Source organism: Arcobacter sp. s6 (genome assembly GCF_040884245.1).
Classification (GTDB): domain Bacteria; phylum Campylobacterota; class Campylobacteria; order Campylobacterales; family Arcobacteraceae; genus Aliarcobacter.
The window spans coordinates 19,300-37,392 of record NZ_JBEVTN010000012.1 but is presented as its reverse complement, the minus strand read 5'-3'; the positions used below and the strand labels follow the sequence as shown (position 1 = coordinate 37,392).

21 protein-coding genes are annotated in these 18,093 nt (G+C 27.3%); 12 read left to right on the top strand and 9 right to left on the bottom strand.

Going from position 1 to position 18,093, the window contains the following annotated elements:
- Position 1 precedes the first annotated feature (1 nt).
- The 5 genes from ABVS04_RS08675 to ABVS04_RS08655 all read right to left on the bottom strand — a co-directional run bounded on the left by ABVS04_RS08675 (position 2) and on the right by ABVS04_RS08655 (position 4,099).
- Complete coding sequence (locus ABVS04_RS08675; protein WP_368030301.1) at positions 2–805, bottom strand: NADH-quinone oxidoreductase subunit C; 804 nt, start codon at positions 803–805, stop codon at positions 2–4.
- Complete coding sequence (locus ABVS04_RS08670) at positions 805–1,314, bottom strand: NADH-quinone oxidoreductase subunit B family protein (protein ID WP_172128106.1); 510 nt, start codon at positions 1,312–1,314, stop codon at positions 805–807. Before ABVS04_RS08670 ends, ABVS04_RS08675 begins: the two co-directional genes overlap by 1 nt.
- Positions 1,296–1,685 carry an NAD(P)H-quinone oxidoreductase subunit 3 gene (locus ABVS04_RS08665; RefSeq protein WP_368030300.1) on the bottom strand — a complete coding sequence of 130 codons (390 nt, stop codon included), beginning with the start codon at positions 1,683–1,685 and terminating at the stop codon, positions 1,296–1,298. Before ABVS04_RS08665 ends, ABVS04_RS08670 begins: the two co-directional genes overlap by 19 nt.
- Before the next feature lie 311 nt (positions 1,686–1,996).
- Complete coding sequence (locus tag ABVS04_RS08660; RefSeq protein ID WP_368030299.1) at positions 1,997–3,730, bottom strand: ATP-binding protein; 1,734 nt, start codon at positions 3,728–3,730, stop codon at positions 1,997–1,999.
- A 15-nt stretch (positions 3,731–3,745) separates the two neighbouring features.
- Entirely contained in the window at positions 3,746–4,099 is a 354-nt protein-coding gene (locus ABVS04_RS08655) for a hypothetical protein (RefSeq protein WP_368030298.1), read from the bottom strand.
- Positions 4,100–4,207: 108 nt separating this feature from the next.
- Between ABVS04_RS08655 and ABVS04_RS08650 the strand changes: the two genes are divergently transcribed.
- Positions 4,208–4,825: a tetratricopeptide repeat protein gene (locus ABVS04_RS08650; protein WP_368030297.1), complete on the top strand. Its 618-nt coding sequence runs from the start codon at positions 4,208–4,210 to the stop codon at positions 4,823–4,825.
- Entirely contained in the window at positions 4,826–5,476 is a 651-nt protein-coding gene (locus ABVS04_RS08645; RefSeq protein ID WP_368030296.1) for a tetratricopeptide repeat protein, read from the top strand.
- Positions 5,477–5,492: 16 nt separating this feature from the next.
- Here ABVS04_RS08645 and ABVS04_RS08640 read toward each other — a convergent pair whose 3' ends face one another.
- The gene (locus ABVS04_RS08640) at positions 5,493–6,056 is read right to left on the bottom strand and encodes a TetR/AcrR family transcriptional regulator (protein WP_368030295.1); all 564 of its coding nucleotides are present in this window, start codon (positions 6,054–6,056) and stop codon (positions 5,493–5,495) included.
- Positions 6,057–6,194: 138 nt separating this feature from the next.
- Here ABVS04_RS08640 and ABVS04_RS08635 point away from each other — a divergent pair, with 138 nt between their 5' ends.
- Complete coding sequence (locus ABVS04_RS08635; RefSeq protein ID WP_368030294.1) at positions 6,195–6,812, top strand: hypothetical protein; 618 nt, start codon at positions 6,195–6,197, stop codon at positions 6,810–6,812.
- Positions 6,809–8,437, top strand: a complete 1,629-nt coding sequence (dauA, locus tag ABVS04_RS08630; protein ID WP_368030293.1) for a C4-dicarboxylic acid transporter DauA — start codon at positions 6,809–6,811, stop codon at positions 8,435–8,437. The genes ABVS04_RS08635 and dauA overlap by 4 nt, the downstream gene beginning before the upstream one ends.
- 15 nt (positions 8,438–8,452) lie before the next feature.
- Here the strand turns inward: dauA and ABVS04_RS08625 are convergent, their stop codons facing one another.
- Positions 8,453–8,683 carry a hypothetical protein gene (locus ABVS04_RS08625; RefSeq protein WP_368030292.1) on the bottom strand — a complete coding sequence of 77 codons (231 nt, stop codon included), beginning with the start codon at positions 8,681–8,683 and terminating at the stop codon, positions 8,453–8,455.
- A gap of 54 nt (positions 8,684–8,737) precedes the next feature.
- On the bottom strand, positions 8,738–9,583 hold the full coding sequence (gene nfo / locus ABVS04_RS08620) for a deoxyribonuclease IV (protein ID WP_368030291.1): 846 nt from the start codon (positions 9,581–9,583) through the stop codon (positions 8,738–8,740).
- 301 nt (positions 9,584–9,884) lie between these two features.
- Here nfo and ABVS04_RS08615 point away from each other — a divergent pair, with 301 nt between their 5' ends.
- Positions 9,885–11,084: an NAD(P)/FAD-dependent oxidoreductase gene (locus tag ABVS04_RS08615; RefSeq protein ID WP_368030290.1), complete on the top strand. Its 1,200-nt coding sequence runs from the start codon at positions 9,885–9,887 to the stop codon at positions 11,082–11,084.
- 40 nt (positions 11,085–11,124) lie between these two features.
- Here the strand turns inward: ABVS04_RS08615 and ABVS04_RS08610 are convergent, their stop codons facing one another.
- Positions 11,125–11,400, bottom strand: a complete 276-nt coding sequence (locus ABVS04_RS08610) for a hypothetical protein (RefSeq protein ID WP_368030289.1) — start codon at positions 11,398–11,400, stop codon at positions 11,125–11,127.
- Between the two features lie 180 nt (positions 11,401–11,580).
- On the opposite strand from ABVS04_RS08610, the gene ABVS04_RS08605 reads away from it, so the two are divergent.
- Genes ABVS04_RS08605 through mreC form a run of 7 tightly spaced genes read left to right on the top strand, consistent with a single transcriptional unit; the run spans position 11,581 to position 18,085 of the window.
- Positions 11,581–12,654 carry an epoxyqueuosine reductase QueH gene (locus tag ABVS04_RS08605; protein ID WP_368030288.1) on the top strand — a complete coding sequence of 358 codons (1,074 nt, stop codon included), beginning with the start codon at positions 11,581–11,583 and terminating at the stop codon, positions 12,652–12,654.
- The gene (gene lpxB / locus ABVS04_RS08600) at positions 12,651–13,694 is read left to right on the top strand and encodes a lipid-A-disaccharide synthase (protein WP_368030287.1); all 1,044 of its coding nucleotides are present in this window, start codon (positions 12,651–12,653) and stop codon (positions 13,692–13,694) included. The genes ABVS04_RS08605 and lpxB overlap by 4 nt, the downstream gene beginning before the upstream one ends.
- Positions 13,695–13,745: 51 nt before the next feature.
- Entirely contained in the window at positions 13,746–14,189 is a 444-nt protein-coding gene (gene fabZ, locus ABVS04_RS08595) for a 3-hydroxyacyl-ACP dehydratase FabZ (protein WP_172128136.1), read from the top strand.
- A gap of 15 nt (positions 14,190–14,204) precedes the next feature.
- Positions 14,205–14,987: an acyl-ACP--UDP-N-acetylglucosamine O-acyltransferase gene (gene lpxA / locus ABVS04_RS08590; protein WP_368030286.1), complete on the top strand. Its 783-nt coding sequence runs from the start codon at positions 14,205–14,207 to the stop codon at positions 14,985–14,987.
- 12 nt (positions 14,988–14,999) lie between these two features.
- Positions 15,000–16,220 carry an ATP-dependent Clp protease ATP-binding subunit ClpX gene (gene clpX, locus ABVS04_RS08585; protein WP_368030285.1) on the top strand — a complete coding sequence of 407 codons (1,221 nt, stop codon included), beginning with the start codon at positions 15,000–15,002 and terminating at the stop codon, positions 16,218–16,220.
- A 13-nt stretch (positions 16,221–16,233) separates the two neighbouring features.
- Positions 16,234–17,265, top strand: coding sequence for a rod shape-determining protein (locus ABVS04_RS08580; RefSeq protein WP_368030284.1), 1,032 nt, complete (start codon positions 16,234–16,236; stop codon positions 17,263–17,265).
- Positions 17,258–18,085 carry a rod shape-determining protein MreC gene (gene mreC, locus ABVS04_RS08575; protein WP_368030283.1) on the top strand — a complete coding sequence of 276 codons (828 nt, stop codon included), beginning with the start codon at positions 17,258–17,260 and terminating at the stop codon, positions 18,083–18,085. The genes ABVS04_RS08580 and mreC overlap by 8 nt, the downstream gene beginning before the upstream one ends.
- The last annotated feature ends 8 nt before the right edge of the window (positions 18,086–18,093 follow it).

The window sequence follows — 18,093 nt, the reverse complement described above, 5'->3', positions numbered from 1 at the left end:
TCTACCTTCTTCTTTTTAAAACAACTGATTCTTCAGGTTTTAATTTTTTCATTATTTTTGAAGCATTTTCTTCTTGATAAGAAATGCTAGTTTCTGGTTCAAATTGTGAAATATCAGTATCAAATGGAACTTCATGTCCAAGTCTTGCAAATCTTGTAGTATCGTATCTATCAATTGCAGCAGGATCTCTTTGTTCAGGACCAATTATATCACGAGCTTCTTTTCCAAAAATTTTATCAACTTCGTACCATGAAGCTGCTTCATCACCTTGAAGTGGATATGTTTTTTTCAGTGGATGATCATACCAATCATCTGGCATTATCAATCTTTTTAAGTTAAAGTGATTTGATACTTTTACACCTAACATATCATACATTTCTCTTTCACTCCAATTTGCTGATGAGAAAAAAGATGTTAAAGAAGGAATTTCTTCATCTTTTCGCAAGAAACACTTAACTCTTAACCTTTTGTGTTTTGATAATGATAAAAATTCATAAAAAATTTCATAACCATCTCTTAAAGCTAAATAATCAATTGCTGATAATTCCATTAACATGTCATACTCTAATTTTTCTTTTAAAAGCTTCACACATGAAATTAAAAAACTTTTATCAATAATTATTACTAAATGAGTATGCTCAATATAAGCTTCTTGAACATTAATACTATAATTAATTTCTTCAAAATCTTTTGCAAAGATTTCATCTGAATCTATAGGAAATCTAGGAACAGGTGGTGATACAAAAAATCTATCAGAGAAATATGCTTGTCTTTGAACATTATCTTTTGGGATATATTTTCTCATTACACTAACCTCTTTTTCTTAATAGCTCTAAAAATAGATTCTTTTCTGATTTTTTGCTGTAGTGTCATAAGTGCATATTGAAGAGTTTCAGGTCTTGGTGCACAGCCTGGAAGATAAATATCAACTGGGATAATTCTATCTGCACCTTGAACAGTTGCATAAGTATTAAACATTCCACCCGTATTTGCACATGAACCCATAGAGATAACCCATTTAGGATCTGGCATTTGATCATATAATCTTCTCATAAATTCAGCATGTTTTTTTGTTAAAGTTCCAGCAATAATTAAAACATCTGATTGTCGTGGACTTGCTCTAAAAATTGTTCCAAACCTATCAAAATCGTATCGAGATGCGCCGGTTGCCATCATCTCGATGGCGCAACAGGCTAATCCATAAGTCATTGGCCATAATGAATTTGAACGACCAAAATTAACTAATTTATCAATTGTTGTTAATTTTATTGCCGTTGCATTATCTTGTAAATAATTTATTTTATGCTGTGCCACTCAAGTGCTCCTTTTTTCCATGCGTATAAAAAGCCTATTGCTAAAAGAGTAAAGAATAAAATCATTTCAATAAAACCAAACCACCCAAGAAGTTTGAAATTAATTGCCCATGGGAACATAAATATAATCTCTACATCAAATAAAATAAACAATAACGCTGTTAAGTAAAATTGTGTTGATATTGTATTTGGTTGTTTTGTAACTTCAGGCCCGCACTCATAAAGTGTCGTTTTTAATTTTTCAGTATCAAGTCTTGCAATCTTTCTACTTACATATCTTGCTAGCCATACGGTTGCACCAAAAGCACCAAATGTTACAATAAACATAACAAATGCACCAAAATAGGGATGTGCAAATTCCATGTGTGTCATTTAATCTATCCTTTTAAAGCTAAAAAGTTTTTAATCTACAAATACAATACTAAATTTGTGATAAATAGCCACTTATATAATAATTAAGAATAATATTGTAACCTAATAAAAATAAGCTTATAATTTAATGTTTTTCTAAGGATAAAAAGTAAATTGGTACAAAAAGAAACATAAAATCTTTAGAAAAAAGATTTGAATTAAAAGGGATTTTTGATAGTTTCTTAATAAATTATTAAATTTAATAATTAGAAAAACTTTTTAAAGATAAGCTATTTATAATATATCTAAGTATCATTTTTTATTAAGTAGGTTTAGAAAAAACCTACTTTAGTTTCACTGTCAAATTGACCTTTTTGCTCTTTTGTAATTTGCTCTTTAAAGTTTTCAACTTTAAAAATTGGTTCATCACTAACTGCTATTTTATAGGCTGTATTTTTAATTACCAACTCTATTTGTCCACCGGTTAATTCATATTTTGCTAACTCATCCATATCAAAATTTTCTTCTAAAGGAAGAGACGCTGGAATTAATTTTTTCCATAAATCTAATCTTTGAGCTTTATTTGGTTTTACAAATTCTATTTTATAATTAAATCTTCTTGAAAAAGCTTTATCAAGATTTTCAAGTAAATTTGTAGTTGCTATTAAAATTCCATCAAATCTTTCAATTTGTTCTAAAAAAATATTTTGCATTTGATTATGCATTTTATCACTACTACTAACTCCGCCAGAAGCTCGTGCGCTTAAAAATTGATCTGCTTCATTTAGTAACAAAACTGGCTCAGATTTTGTTTGAGTTCGTAATTCATAATATTTATCAAAAATACTTCTTACATTTTTCTCACTTTCACCTATATACATAGATAAAATTTTGGAACAATCAAAACTTAGAACTTCTTTTTTAAGTGATTTTGCAAGAGCAAGTGCGGTAAGTGTTTTTCCTGTTCCTGCCACTCCATAAAAAATTATTTTAGCTTCAATTCCTCTTTTTTTGTCTTTAATTCCCCATTGCTTTAATCTATTAATTACATTTTTATCAACTTGTTTTAGTAATGCATCTAAAGTCTCTTTTGTTTTATCATTTAAAACAACATCATCTAAACTTTTATTTGTTGAAATTAATTCAAATATCTCTTGCTCTTTAATAACTGTATCGAGTTTTATTTTTCCTACATTTGTAGTTTTTTTCGTTGGATGAGATATTTTATATAAAACTTCATCTGGAATATAAAAATTTCTATTAATTCCACCAAATGGAGTTAAAACCTCATCATAATCAATTAAAGATTTAGAAACTAATGTTGAGCTTTCTTCTAATAAACTTCTATATTTAATTTTTTCATAATCATCACTTGAAATTAATTCAATCAAAGAATTCATATCTCTTAAACTTCCATCACCACCTGAGTATTCTTCTTTTAATAATGCTAAAAACAATGTTTGTTCTTGTTCATTTAAATCATTGTCTTTAAAAAAATCGACAAGCATAATAGCGTTATTGGTAACTTTAATTCTCTCTTTTATTCTATTTTCTAATAAAATCAATTTTGATTTTAATCTATTTGAACTTGGACTATTAACATCAAAATTTTTTCTTACTACATTTAATTGTTGTGCTAAATCTATTCTAAAAAATTGATCTTGTAAATATTCTAGGTGATCAGAATAATTTTTAATCTCAGGTAGAATAAAATCATTGCTTCCATTTTCAAGCATTTTTAAATATGCGCTTGAAAGTGAAATACTTGAGTTAATAAGTTCTAATTTTGATACTTCACTTAATTTTACTTGATCAAATGATACTTGGACAATCCAACCAAACTCTAAAAGTGATTTAATCAAATCAAGTTTTTCTAAATGTTTATAAGTTTTTAAATCATAAAACTCACCTAATACGTCAATTACTCCTAATGTATCTCTACCATTTACATACTCTTTAGACATATATTGTAAAATTTTTGCTTCTTCAACAGAACATTTTAATTGTGTATAGAATGTAGTTGATTCTACATTTTGTGCTTTTATAAAATTTATAACTTCTTTCATTCTGTATTTATAATCCTATTTATTTAATTTATTTTCTAAATTTTTGAAAAATGAATGTAAATTTTCTTTTTCTTTAAATTCAACTTTAAAGTTATTGTTTATCACTATATTTAAATTATCTATTCTTAGATTTTTCATATCTTTATAATTTATACTTTTTGAATTTTCACTAATATTTACAGTAAAACTATTTTCTATTTCTACTATAGAATCATCACACAAGGCTTTGTATGAGCCTTTTGAATATATAATTTCTTGACAGTTATTTTTTTGTAGATATTCTTTTATTTCATTTAAATTAGATTGATTATGTAGATTTAATGCAATTACAATTAAGGCAATAAATAAAAATAGTCCTATAAAAATCATTTAAACTCCCACTAAAAATAATATAATACTGCAATAAGTCTTAACTACTTATGAATAAAAAACTTGATAGAATATACAAAATTACATGAGTAAATAAAAAGGATTCCAATGTTTAAACTTGTTACTTCTTCATTTGCAGCATTAAGCTTTTCAATAATATTATTAAATGGTTGTGTTGACCATAGCGAAGCTTTAAAAGTATTACCTAATGAACTAGCAATTGCCGATCAATGTAAAAATACAAATAAAAAATATGAAATGGATTGTTATGATTTAATCTCATACAAAAACTCTTTTGCCCAATTAAGACTAGGATTAAATGCTCAACTTAATGAAAATTATAATGAAGCACTTCAAAGATATTTAGTTGCAAAAGAAAAGGGCAATTTTTATGTTAACTCTTTGTTAGCAGAACTATATAATAATGGTCTTGGTGTTGAGAAAAATGAAGAAACCGTTATTAAACTGTTAGAAGAAGTAAAAGATGTTGATCCAATTGCAGCATATAAACTTTCATATAACTACTTAGCAAAAGAAGATTATAAAAAAGCTATAAAGCTATTAACTTATGCTGCTGAGAATAACGTAAAACCCGCACAATCTGAACTATCAAAAATTTATAGTAATTCACAAATTGTAGAAACAAATTTAGAAAAAAGTATATATTGGAATGATTTATACCAAGATAAATCTGATAGTTTTATAAAAAGAATATATGGAAAATAAATGATTAAAAAAATATTATTACCAGCTGTAACAATTTTTATGTTTACAGCATGCTCTATGAAAATGCCAACATTTTCTATGCCCTCTTTCTTCAGTTCTGAGGATAAAGAATTAGTTAGTCTCAATGAGGCTAATGTTTGTCAAGAAATAGAAAGTTTAGATTCAAAACTTACATGTTACAAAAAAATATTAGATAAGAATTCTTATGCTCAGCTTAGAATGGGAACATACTACGCTGATAAAAAAGAGTATAAAGATGCTATAAAATATTTAAACCAGTCAAAAAACAATGATAATATTTATGCAAATTTAGCATTAGCATTTTTATATTATAAAGGTGATGGAGTAAATAAAGATATCGATAAATCTTTTGAATTACTAAAAGAATCAAGTCATATTGATCCAAATGCAGCTTATCAATTAGCAAGATTTTACCTTCAAGGCATAAATACTAAAATTGATAATGAAAAAGGTGTAGAATTAATAAATTTTGCAGCTTCAAAAGGTGTATTAACAGCTCAAAAGATGTTAATAAATATTAATAGAGAAGGTTCATTTGGACAACCCAGAGATCAGAAAAAAGTTGAATATTGGGAAAATATAGTAAAACAAAATAAAGAAGATACTACTTTTAAAGTATATAAACTTTAATCTACAAAAAACAATATTACTTTTTTTCTAACCCATAGAAAAAAAGTTCTATTGTATCACTAATGATATTCTTTGTATCATATTTTTCTATTAAATAACTCTCGATAAAACCATCTGATAACTTTTTAAATAGCGTTGAAACATGCTTGTAATTAATCTCTTTATTTGGATAAAGTTGTTTAAACTGTCTTATTAAAAATTCATATATTTCATCAACTATGGGATGATTTGATATATCTAACTTATGAAAAAAGTATGGGTCAGTAGTATTGTTATCAATTTGAATAAATATCTCATATTTACAAGATAAATATAATTCTAAATTTTCTTTTGGATTATTTGTTTCTTTGGATTTTAAAGTATCTAAAAAATTTTGAAGCTTTAAAATAAGATATTCTAAATATAAATTTTCTTTTGAATTAAAAAGATTATAGATTGTTCCAACTGAGATTTCCAACTCTTTTGCTAAATGTGATATTTTAAAACTTTTATAACCATATCGATCAAAATAATCAGAAGCTGCTTTTAAATACAAATCTTTTTTTACTTTTATTAACTCTTCATTTATTTTATTCTTCATTTACATCCAAATTTTTCTTGTGATTATAATTTAATTAAGATTAAAAGCAAAATTGAACTATAAATAATTAATTGAACTTAATTCAATATTAAGTTTGTTTGATTTAAAATCAATTTTACATTGAAACTTAGGATTCACATGAACTTTAACCCACAAATAAAATTAAAACTTTTGAGAGATTTTAAAACTGACGCGTTATTAATCTATATAAAAACTGTAATTGAAGAACTTCTAGAAAACATAAAGAATGGAACATATAAAATTGACTTAGGGAATAATGAGTTTAATTTAGAAATAGAAGAAAATATTAGAACATTAAACTCACATCTTAGTAAAACAATAATAAATGCTTATGAATTAAAAGCATTTATGTCTTATAGCCAAATGAAAACAAAAAGCAATAAGCTTCTTCCAAACGATGAAGCTTTAGTTTTTTATTATAATTCTATAGTAAAACAAATAGAGACTAAGCTTCAAGAAGGTGATATTTGGATTCCAGAACAAATCATATTAGCACTTCTTAGTGAATGGATTTTGGAAGAAAATAAATCTGTAACTTTATATCCATTTTTAAATGACATTGATTATTTAAAATTATTAAGCCATTATGAAAATGCTCGAAATAGTGAGAAAAAAAACTCTTTACGTGAAAATATAATTGAAATGTACAAAATTTCATCAGCAATGATAAAAAGACTTAAAAATTCAAAATATAGAGTAGATCCTTCAAGAAAGTCTAAAAAGAGAAGTAAATGAAAAGCAATATTCTATCTGGTTTAACAGTTGGAATTGTAGCACTTCCTTTGTCTATGGCATTAGCAATTGCCACAGGAGTTCCACCTCAACTTGGACTTTATACGGCGATAGTTGCAGGTTTTTTTGCAGCTATTTTTGGAAGTAGTAAAATAAATATTTCAGGGCCAACTGCTGCATTTGTAGTTATTTTAATTCCTATTGTTCAAGAGTTTGGAGTTTCTGGGCTTCTTATTTGTGGTTTATTATCTGGAATTATTCTTATCATAATAGGAGTTTTAAAATTAGGGACTTTAATAGAGCTTATTCCTTACCCAGTAACAGTAGGATTTACTTCTGGAATTGCTCTTGTAATTGCAACTTTTCAAATAAAAGATTTTTTTGGACTTACAATAGAAAATTTTAGTGGTAGTTATATAGACAAGATTATTATACTATTTAACTCATTTCATACTTTTGATACAGCAGAATTATTAACAGGTCTATTTACACTCTTTTTATTAATTTTATGGCAAAAAACTAAAAGTAAAATACCATCTGCTCTTATTGCACTTAGTTTTTCAACAATTATTGTGACTTTCTTAAATATAAATATTCCTTTTCTTGATATTTCAACAATAGCATCAACTTTTTCTTATGAAATAGGAGAGTTAAAAGGAAACGGAATTCCCCCTATTCCTTTACAATTTACTTTGCCATGGAGTTATTTAAATGCTGATGATATTAATTTAAATTTATTATATAAACTTCTTCCACATAGTATTGCCATTGCCATATTAGGAGCTTTAGAATCTTTATTATGTGCTGTAATTAGTGATGGTATGACTGGAAATAAAACTAATCCAAATAAAGAGTTAATTGGTCAAGGAATTACAAATATGATTGTTCCTTTTTTTGGAGGAATTCCTGCAACTGCTGCCATTGCCCGAACTGTTGTAAATATAAAATCAGGTGGAACTTCAAAAGTATCTTCGATTGTACACTCATTATTTATTTTAATTTCAATTATATTTTTATCTCCATATTTATCATATTTACCAATGGCTTCACTTTCAGCTTTACTTTTTGTGGTTGCTTGGAATATGTCTGAAGTTAAACACTTTATAAATATAATTAAAGTGGCACCTAAAGATGATGTTTATGTTCTTCTTGCTTGTTTTTCTTTAACAGTTTTGTTTGATATGCAAATAGCAGTTGCCATTGGTATTGGATTAGCTTCAGTTTTATTTATAAAAAGAACTATTGATTTATATTCAATTGAACTTGTAAATACAAAATTAACAATTCATCCAGATATTCCTGGGAATATTTCTATTTATGATATAAATGGACCAATGTTTTTTGGAGCTGCACAAAATGCTCTAAAAACCCTATTAAATTCAAATGAAGATACAACTGTGGTAATTTTAAATATGCAAAATGTAACCATGATTGATATGACAGCAATGGTTGCTCTAAAATCAATAGTGGATAATTTTAAAAGTAAAAATAAGAAACTTATTTTTTCTGGTTTAAATGCAAGAATTGTAAGAAAATTAACTAAAGCAAAATTTGAATTTGATGATATAAATTTAAAAACTTTTGATAATTTAGAAGATTCAATAAACTACTCGAAATCTGTAATATGAAAATAAATTTTACTTTTATATTACAGCATCCACCTCAAAGTGAAAATAATCTTCAATTTTGCTTGAAGTAAAATCAACATAATCTTTTGAAATAATTTCATAATTTAAAGGAATAATTTCCTTTGCCAAACTAAGATTACTATAATCTAAATCCAAAAGATGCTTAAATTTATTTGTTAACTCTTTTACTGTTATTGATGTATCAAAGTTATTTGGGTCAAATGGAATTTTTGTTTTGTTTTTCATATAAATTTCCTTAAAGGTTTTTATATTCTATACACAAATCATTCCATTTAAAATCTATTTTTCTACTAAGTCATATAAAGCTTGAATTTCTTCTGCCCAAATCTCTTCATTTATAGTCTCTAATACAAGCGGAATATCATCCATTCTATCATCATTCATAATAAATTTAAAAGCATCCCAACCTATTTTCCCAACTCCAAGGGAATCGTGTCTATCAACTCTACTTCCAAGCTCTGGCTTTGAGTCATTTATATGCATTCCCATAAGATATTGTCTACCTACAATTTTATCAAACTCATTCCATGTTTTATCATAAGCTTCACGTGTTCTTATATCATACCCTGCTGTGAACATATGACAAGTATCAATACAAACACCAACTCTACTTTTATCTTCGATTTTATCTATAATATAAGCTAAGTGTTCAAATTTGTATCCAAGGTTACTTCCTTGACCTGCAGTGTTTTCAATTACTAGTTTAATATTATTTGTTGCATCAATTGCTTTATTCATTGAAACAGCAATATTATCTAAACACTCTTCTTCACTTATTTTTCTAAGATGACTACCTGGATGAAAATTTAATCTATCAAGTTTTAATATCTCACACCTTTCTATTTCATGAATAAATCCATTCAATGATTTTTCTCTAGCATCTAATTCTGGATGACCTAAATTTATCAAATATGAATCATGTGGTAAAATATGTTTCGCTTGAATTCCACATTTTTCCATTTCTAAAAACCATTTATCCAAAGTCTTTGTATCAAAATCTTTTGCAGCCCATTGTCTTTGATTTTTTACAAATAAAGCAAAAGCTTTTGCTCCAATTGCACTTGCATTAATTGGTGCGTTATAAACTCCACCACTTGCACTTACATGTGCTCCTACATATTTCATTTTATTTCCTAATAATTTTTATTCTAATTATCATTTTACTTAAATATTCTGTTTTTAGTTTTAAAAGTGACAATAAAGTGTCATTTATTAACATATTTAATTTATATTAAAAAACATACTCAACTTTTAGTTTTATTATCAAAATGTGTTATACAATAACATTGTAAATTTAAACTTGCTATAGAAGAGCTATAAATTTTGAGTAAGATTCTTATAATCAAAGCTTATAAGTTGCTAAATTAGTAAAGAAATTATAAATTTACAGACAAAAAAATTGTTTTTAAACAAAGGATTGAATTATATGGAAAAAGTTGTAATTATTGGTGGTGGATATGCAGGAATTTATGCATTACAAGAGTTAGTTAAAAATAAAAATATTAAAATCACACTGATAGATAAACACACTTTTCATAATTTACAGCCCGAAGTTTACGATTTAATTGCAAATAAATCAAATATAGCAGATGTTACTATTGACTTAACTACATTATGTATGGGATTAAACCATCCATATTTAGAGTATAAAAATCTAAAAGTTAGAAAAATAGACAAAGAAGCAAAAAAAATCTATACCGAAGAGCAAGAAACCGTTGAATATGACTATTTAGTTATGGCAGCAGGAACTAGAACATTTTTCCCTCCACAAATTCCAGGACTTAATAATGCTCACGATATCAAAAAACTTCATTGGGCAATGTTTTTTAAGCAAAGTTTTGAAAACCAACTTTTCAAAAAAATCCAATTTGAAGCAAAACAGTGTGATGATACACATATAGTTGTTGTTGGAGCTGGTTTATCAGGGGTTGAAATTGCAGCTGAAATGGCATACAACTCAAAAATGTTCTTCAAAAGAGGAAACTTTTCTTGTGATAACCTAAAAATTTCACTTGTTAGTAGTTCAGATACCATTCTTCCAGGATTAACACCTCAACTAATAAGTATGTCTCACCAAAGACTAAAATCACTAGGAATCAATGTTATTACAAATACAAAACTACTAAAATGTAATGAAGATCACCTAGAGTTATCAAATGGAACTAAAATACATCATTCATTTATTATCTTCACAGGTGGTATTGAAGCTTCACTTATTACATCTGAATTAGATGTTGAAAAAAATGGTAGAGGTCAAATAGTTGTAAATGAGTTTATGCAATCAGACAAATATGAAAATATTTTTGCAATTGGTGATATGGCAGAAATCAAAAATAAAAAAGGCGAAATAATGCCTCCAAATGTTACAATAGCTAGAATTTCTGGAACAAATGCAGGACAAAATATTTTAAGACATATAGCTAAGAAAAAACTAATCTCATGTGATCCAAAACTAGAAGGAATTCTAATAGCACTTGGTGGGAAATATGCAGCTGGGAACTTATATGGATTAGTTCATGTAAAAGGAAGAATTGCATATGAGATCAAAAAATATGTATTTAGTTCTTATAGAAAACCACTTTTAAAACTTATTAAAGCTGGTTATAAAAAACTTAAAAAGCTGTAATCTATATAAATAAAAATTAACAAAAGGATTAGTAAATGTACTAATCCCTTTTTATTTTAATTAATATTCCATTCTCTGTATCTCTATGTGTTATCTCTTTTTCTTTTCTATCAAATAATTCTTTTAAGAAATTATCAGGATATGTTGGAGATAGATTTTCTTTATTAAATGTTTTTAAATCTTGACATTTAAATGTACTTCTACAAACTTTATCTTCATAGATTTTCATATCTAAAATAGCAGTTCCTGCTGTGAAAATCTGAACTTGTGTGTAATCTTTGAATTTATAAATAAATCCCTTATCATAAAACTTCATTTGAGGTGTTTTTATTAAAATTGTTGCACTTGAAGTATCTTGGGGTTGTATATCTTTTGTTGCACATCCTACAAATAAAAATGCAAAAACAATAAAAATTGCTAAATTTTTGATGACTAATCCTTTGTTTTGAAAACTTTTACTATAATTATAGCAAATTATATAATTAAAGGTTTTATATTGTTAGTACATATTTGTTGCGCAGTTGATAGTCATTATTTTTTAGAAAGAATACAAGAAGAATTTCCCCAAGAAGAGTTAGTAGGTTATTTTTATGACCCTAACATTCATCCATATAGTGAATACAGATTAAGATATTTAGATGTGGAGTACTCATGTAAAAAATTGGGTATTCAACTAATAGAAGGTGCTTATAACCTAGAAGAATGGTTAAAAAAAGTTAAAGGAATGGAACATTTACCTGAAAAAGGTGATAGATGTACAGTTTGTTATGATGATAGACTTGATACTACAGTTCAAAAAGCTGTTGAGTTAGGTCATAATAAATTTACAACTACACTTTTGATTTCACCTAAAAAATCTCAAGAAAAACTGGAAAAGATTGGTAATAACTTATCATCACTTACAGGGTTAGAGTTTATTTATAGAGATTATAAAGCTGGAAATGGTGCTGAAATTCAAGGTCAAAAAGTAAAAGAAAATTCACTTTATAGACAAAACTATTGTGGTTGTTTATTTGGACTATCTGCTCAAAGAGAAGCTCAAGATAAGATTATGGATGAGATGTTTAATCCTATTTCAAATCAAATATTGCCAGAATCTATTGAAGAAAGACTTGAACTTTATAGAAGAAGAAATGATTTAGAAGAGCAAGGTGCAAACTATAAAATCATAAAACAAAGATTTTTAAACTACAGACTTATGAGTGCAAAAGTAATAGTTGCAAAACAGATTGTTCCTTCTTATATTTTATGTTATTCAACAATAAATAGAAATAAAACAAATGGAAGAATTGAGTATGAAAAAGATGGAATTAATTATCTAAATAGAGATGAAGCAAAAATCATTGATATTACAACTTTTAATTTATTTGCAGATACTTCATATAAAAATGTAAAAGAGCTTATGTATTCTCCTTTGAGTTTTCAAAAAGAGTTAGAAGTTAGAAATCTAATTATAAAAAATCCTTATGATTTAAGTGCATTAATTGTTCTTGATGAAATAAAAAATGAAAAATATGAGATAGAAATAAATGCTGAAACTTATGAAGATATAAAAGAAGAGATTATATGAAACTTTTAGTTTGTGCCATGGAGGCTTCATCAAATATTCACTTAAAGGAGTTGAAGAAACATTTAAGTGATGATGTTGAACTTTATGGCGTTTTTGATAAAGAGTTGGGAACTCCTCTTTATGATTTAACTTCTTTAGCGATTATGGGATTTGTTGATGCTATAAAAAAAATAAGATTCTTTTTTAAACTAAGAGAAGAATTAGTGAAACTTGCGGCTTCTTGTGAGAAGGTTTTACTAATGGATAGCTCAGGCTTTAATCTTCCACTAGCTAAAAAACTAAGAGAAACTTATCCAAACAAAGAAATTATTTATTATATTTTACCTCAAGCTTGGGCTTGGAAAAAAGGAAGAGTTGCAAAGCTAGAAAAATATTGTTCAAAACTTTGTTCGATTATTCCTTTTGAAAGTGAAATTTATAATGATAAAAATAAAATTACTTATGTAGGACATCCACTTTTGGATGAAATAAAAGTGTTTAAACAAAAATTATCAAACTCAAATAAAATTGCTTTTATGCCAGGAAGTAGAAAAACAGAAATTACAAATCTTATGCCAATTTTTAGAGAATTGATAAAAAAAATACCAAATAAAGAGTATATTTTAATTATTCCTGCAAAATTTGATGATGAGTATATTAAAAAAATATATGGTGATCTTTCAGATTTTACAATCTCTAAAAATACTCACGAAGCACTTATTGATACAGAATATGCATTTATATGCTCAGGAACAGCAACTCTTGAAGCCGCACTTATAGGAACTCCATTTACACTTTCTTATATTGCAAAAAAGTTTGATTTCTTTATAGGAAAATTATTTGTAAAATTACATTATATTGGACTTGCAAATATATTTTTTGAGAAAATGGGTAAAGCAGCACTTCACAGTGAATTTTTACAAGAAAATGTTACTGTTACTAATCTACTAAATGATTATAATAGTTTAGATAAGAATTCATTTTTTAACCATTCTAAATTATTAAGAGATTATCTAAAAAATGGAAGTTCACAAAATGTTGCAAAGATAATTCAAAACTAATTTTTTTTTGGATATAATATTTGTCATTCAATAAAAAAATCAGGAAATTATATGTTAGATATTATGCAAATTCAAGAAATTCTTCCTCATAGATACCCACTACTTTTAGTAGATAGAATCACAGAAATGGAACTTAAGCAGTCTATTAAGGGATTTAAAAATGTATCAATCTCTGAACCAGCATTCCAAGGTCATTTTCCAGGGCACCCTATTTATCCAGGTGTTCTAATTTTAGAGGGTATGGCACAAGCTGGTGGTGTATTAGCACTTAAGAGTTCAGATTTAACTGACGAAGAAATGAAAAATAAAGTTATCTATTTTATGAGTATCGATAAGGCTAAGTTTAGAACTCCTGTAAGACCAGGTGATAGATTAGACTATGAATTAGAAGTAATAAAAATGAAAAGCTCTCTTATGGTTTTAAAAGGTCAAGCATTTGTAGATGGAAAAGTATGTGCAGAAGCAGAATTTAAAGCTATGATTGTTGACAAGTAAGAATAGTAGGAAAATATGAATAATATTCACAATACAGCAATAATTGAAGAAGGTGCCCTTTTAGGTGATAATATCACTATTGGTGCTTTCACGATTATTGGGAAAGATGTAAAAATAGGTGATGGTACAATTGTTGATTCTCATACTTTAATAACAGGGAAAACAACAATTGGAAAAAATAACCATATTTTTTCACATGCATCAATAGGTTCAATTCCTCAAGATTTAAAATTCAATGGTGAAGATGTTGAACTTATTATTGGTGACAATAATAAAATTAGAGAATACACACTATTTAATCCAGGAACAATTGGTGGAGGATCTGTTACAAAAATTGGTGACAATAATTTATTTATGGGATATACTCATGTAGCCCATGATGTTATTATTGGTAATCATTGTATTTTTGCAAATGGAGCAACACTTGCAGGTCACGTTGAATGTGATGACTATGTTGTTGTTGGTGGTTTAACTCCGATTCATCAATTTTGTAAGTTAGGAACTCAAGTAATGGTTGGTGGTGCATCAGCAGTTGCTCAAGACATTCCTCCTTTTTGTTTGGCAGAAGGAAATAAAGCAGTTTTAAGAGGTCTTAACTTAACAGGATTAAGAAGAAGATTTGAAAATAGAGAAGATATAGATGCAATTAAACATGCATACAAAGAACTATTTGAATCAGGTAGACCTTTACAAGAAGTAGCAAGTGAGCTATTTGAATCAGATAAAAATAAATATGTAAAAGAATTAGCTAATTTTGTATTAAATACAAAAAGAGGTATTCCTTTTAATAGAAAATAAGATAGGTATAAAATGAGTAAAATTATATGTGATTTTTGTGGAGCAACAGATAGTAGAGACAATCCTGTAATTGCAGGAGATAATGCTTGCATTTGTAAATCTTGTGTAACAGCAGCAAGCGAGATTATGAATGGAAATATTGAAAATATTAATGACCAAATAAAATCAAATCCTGTTGAAGAAAAAGAAATTAAAATCAAAACACCATCTGAACTAAAAACTATATTAGATGAGTACGTAATAGGACAAGATAGAGCTAAAAAAGTTCTTTCTGTTGCTGTTTACAATCACTATAAAAGAATTTTTAGACATAATGAAATAGATGATGATACAGAATTAAATAAATCAAATGTTTTATTAATTGGACCAACCGGTTCAGGAAAAACTCTTTTAGCTCAAACTATTTCTAAATATCTTGATGTGCCATTAGCAATTGCCGATGCTACATCTCTAACAGAAGCTGGATATGTTGGTGATGATGTTGAAAATGTTGTTACAAGACTTGTTCAAGCAGCGGATGGTGATATTAAAAAAGCTGAACGTGGAATTATCTTTATTGACGAAGTTGATAAAGTTGCACGTATGAGTGAAAATAGATCAATCACTAGAGACGTTTCAGGAGAAGGAGTTCAACAAGCTTTATTAAAAATTGTTGAAGGTTCTGTTGTAAATGTTCCACCAAAAGGTGGAAGAAAACATCCTGGTCAAGATGCACTTCAAGTTGATACTACAAATATTTTATTTATTTGTGGTGGAGCATTTGATGGGTTAGAAGATATTATCAAGAAGAAAGAAGGTGCAAATGTACTTGGATTTAATCAAGATAAAAAAGGTAAAAATGACCACGATAAAGTTTTATCAAAAGTAGAAGCAGATGATTTAGTAAAATATGGTTTAATTCCTGAATTAATAGGAAGACTTCATATGGTTGCTACATTAAATGAAATTACAGAAGATGATATGGTTCATATTTTAACTGAACCAAAAAATGCTTTAATAAAACAATACATCAAACTTTTTGAAATGGATGATGTAAAATTAGAGTTTGAAAAAGATGCTTTAAAAGAGTTAGCAAGATTAGCAATTGTAAGAAAAACAGGAGCTAGAGGATTAAGATCTATTTTGGAAGATATTATGTTAGATATTATGTTTGATCTTCCTAAATATAAAAATAAAACAATTACAATTTCAAAAGAAGTCGTTCTTAAAACTAAAGAACCAAAAGTAGCATAAAAAGGATATAAAAGTGTTTTTAGATAAATTAATAGGTCTCTTTTCAAATGATATGGCAATTGACTTGGGAACAGCAAATACGATAGTTTCAGTAAGAGGAAAAGGTATTATTATAAATGAGCCTTCTGTTGTTGCTGTACAAAGTGATAAACATGGTAAAGATAGAATTTTAGCTGTTGGCCAAGAAGCTAAACAAATGATAGGGAAAACTCCTTTAAATATTCAAGCTGTTCGTCCTATGCAAGATGGTGTTATTGCTGATTTTGAAATGACGGAGAGAATGATTAGATACTTTATCGAAAAAGCACACTCTCGAAAATCATTTATTCGTCCTCGAATTATTATTTGTATTCCTTATGGTATCACTCAAGTTGAGAAAAAGGCGGTTGAAGAATCAGCAATGAGTGCAGGTGCAAGAGAAGTATTCCTAGTAGAAGAACCAATGGCAGCTGCTATTGGAGCTGGAATTCCGGTATCTGATCCGTCTGGGTATGTTGTTGTTGATATAGGTGGAGGAACGACTGAAATTGGTGTTACATCTCTTGGTGGTTTAGTTCTTTGTAAATCAATAAAAGTTGCAGGTGATAAATTCGATAAATCAATTATCGAACATGTTAGACAAAACTATAATCTTTTTATTGGTGAAAGAACGGCAGAAACTATAAAAATTGAAATTGGAACAGCAGTAAAATTAGGAACTGAACTTAAAATGAAAGTAAAAGGAAGAGATAACTCTGGATTGCTTTCAACTATTGAATTAGGAAGTGAAGGAGTTAGAATTGCAATTAAAGAACCTCTTAAAGAAATTGTTTCTGCTATTAAAAGTGTTTTAGAAAATATGCCTCCTGATTTAGCAAGTGATATTGTTGATAATGGTGTTATTATTACAGGTGGTGGTGCACTAATTAGAGGATTAGATACTTACCTTGCAGACATTATAAAACTTCCTGTAAGAATTGCTGATGAACCTTTATTATCAGTTGCATATGGAACAAGTCAAGTTTTAGATCAAGAAGAGTTACTTAAATTAATCACTAATGCGTAAATTCATTTTTATACTACTATTTATAATAGCTAGTTTATCTTACCTCTTTGAGGTAGATGAACTGCTTATAAAAAAATTCTCCTTTTTTAATGATTTAAAAGTTTCTTATATTAACAAAGTAATTAGTATTTCAAGTAATATAGAAAAACATTTTGATCAGGCTAAAAAAATAGAAGCATTATCTATTGAAAACAATGAATTAAAAGAATATAAAATCTTATACAATGGTGCACAAAAACAATTAAATGCAGTAAAAGAGTTTTTAGTAAATGTTGATTTAAACCAATCAAAACCTAAAATTGAATTAGTAAAAGTTTTGTCTTATGTAAATTTTAACGACTTTACAAAAGTTTGGTTAGATAAAGTTCCTGAAGATGAAAATATCCTAGGTTTAATTACTGAAAATTATGCGGCAGGTATTTTAGTAAATAAAGATGGTCGTTCAGTTGGTTTATTAAATGGGAATAAAGATTGTTCATATGCTACTTTTATTGGAGAAGAAAAAGCACCTGGAATAATTACTGCATCTAAAGATCAAGATGAATTATTAATAAAATATATCCCTATTTGGGCTGATATAAAAAAAGGTGATGAAGTAATAACTTCAGGTATGGATAATATCTTTTTTGAAGGTTTAAAAGTTGGAAGAATTATAGAAGTTATTGATTTACCTGATATGAAAATGGCAACTGTAAAGCCTTATGTAAATGTATTAAAGAAAAAATATTTTTATGCATATAAAAACATATCACAAGAAATAAAACCAGTAGAAAAAGCTGAAACTGTAGAGAAAAAAGATATTAAAGATAAAACAAAATAAATGGCTAA

Excerpts from the sequence above, each read along its gene's own strand:
- ABVS04_RS08675 (WP_368030301.1), bottom strand. The coding sequence starts at position 805 with ATGAGAAAATATATCCCAAAAGATAATGTTCAAAGACAAGCATATTTC.
- ABVS04_RS08665 (WP_368030300.1), bottom strand. The coding sequence starts at position 1,685 with ATGACACACATGGAATTTGCACATCCCTATTTTGGTGCATTTGTTATG.
- ABVS04_RS08660 (WP_368030299.1), bottom strand. The coding sequence starts at position 3,730 with ATGAAAGAAGTTATAAATTTTATAAAAGCACAAAATGTAGAATCAACT.
- ABVS04_RS08655 (WP_368030298.1), bottom strand. The coding sequence starts at position 4,099 with ATGATTTTTATAGGACTATTTTTATTTATTGCCTTAATTGTAATTGCA.
- ABVS04_RS08650 (WP_368030297.1), top strand. The coding sequence starts at position 4,208 with ATGTTTAAACTTGTTACTTCTTCATTTGCAGCATTAAGCTTTTCAATA.
- ABVS04_RS08645 (WP_368030296.1), top strand. The coding sequence starts at position 4,826 with ATGATTAAAAAAATATTATTACCAGCTGTAACAATTTTTATGTTTACA.
- ABVS04_RS08640 (WP_368030295.1), bottom strand. The coding sequence starts at position 6,056 with ATGAAGAATAAAATAAATGAAGAGTTAATAAAAGTAAAAAAAGATTTG.
- ABVS04_RS08635 (WP_368030294.1), top strand. The coding sequence starts at position 6,195 with ATGAACTTTAACCCACAAATAAAATTAAAACTTTTGAGAGATTTTAAA.
- dauA (WP_368030293.1), top strand. The coding sequence starts at position 6,809 with ATGAAAAGCAATATTCTATCTGGTTTAACAGTTGGAATTGTAGCACTT.
- ABVS04_RS08625 (WP_368030292.1), bottom strand. The coding sequence starts at position 8,683 with ATGAAAAACAAAACAAAAATTCCATTTGACCCAAATAACTTTGATACA.
- nfo (WP_368030291.1), bottom strand. The coding sequence starts at position 9,583 with ATGAAATATGTAGGAGCACATGTAAGTGCAAGTGGTGGAGTTTATAAC.
- ABVS04_RS08615 (WP_368030290.1), top strand. The coding sequence starts at position 9,885 with ATGGAAAAAGTTGTAATTATTGGTGGTGGATATGCAGGAATTTATGCA.
- ABVS04_RS08610 (WP_368030289.1), bottom strand. The coding sequence starts at position 11,400 with ATGAAGTTTTATGATAAGGGATTTATTTATAAATTCAAAGATTACACA.
- lpxB (WP_368030287.1), top strand. The coding sequence starts at position 12,651 with ATGAAACTTTTAGTTTGTGCCATGGAGGCTTCATCAAATATTCACTTA.
- fabZ (WP_172128136.1), top strand. The coding sequence starts at position 13,746 with ATGTTAGATATTATGCAAATTCAAGAAATTCTTCCTCATAGATACCCA.
- lpxA (WP_368030286.1), top strand. The coding sequence starts at position 14,205 with ATGAATAATATTCACAATACAGCAATAATTGAAGAAGGTGCCCTTTTA.
- clpX (WP_368030285.1), top strand. The coding sequence starts at position 15,000 with ATGAGTAAAATTATATGTGATTTTTGTGGAGCAACAGATAGTAGAGAC.
- mreC (WP_368030283.1), top strand. The coding sequence starts at position 17,258 with ATGCGTAAATTCATTTTTATACTACTATTTATAATAGCTAGTTTATCT.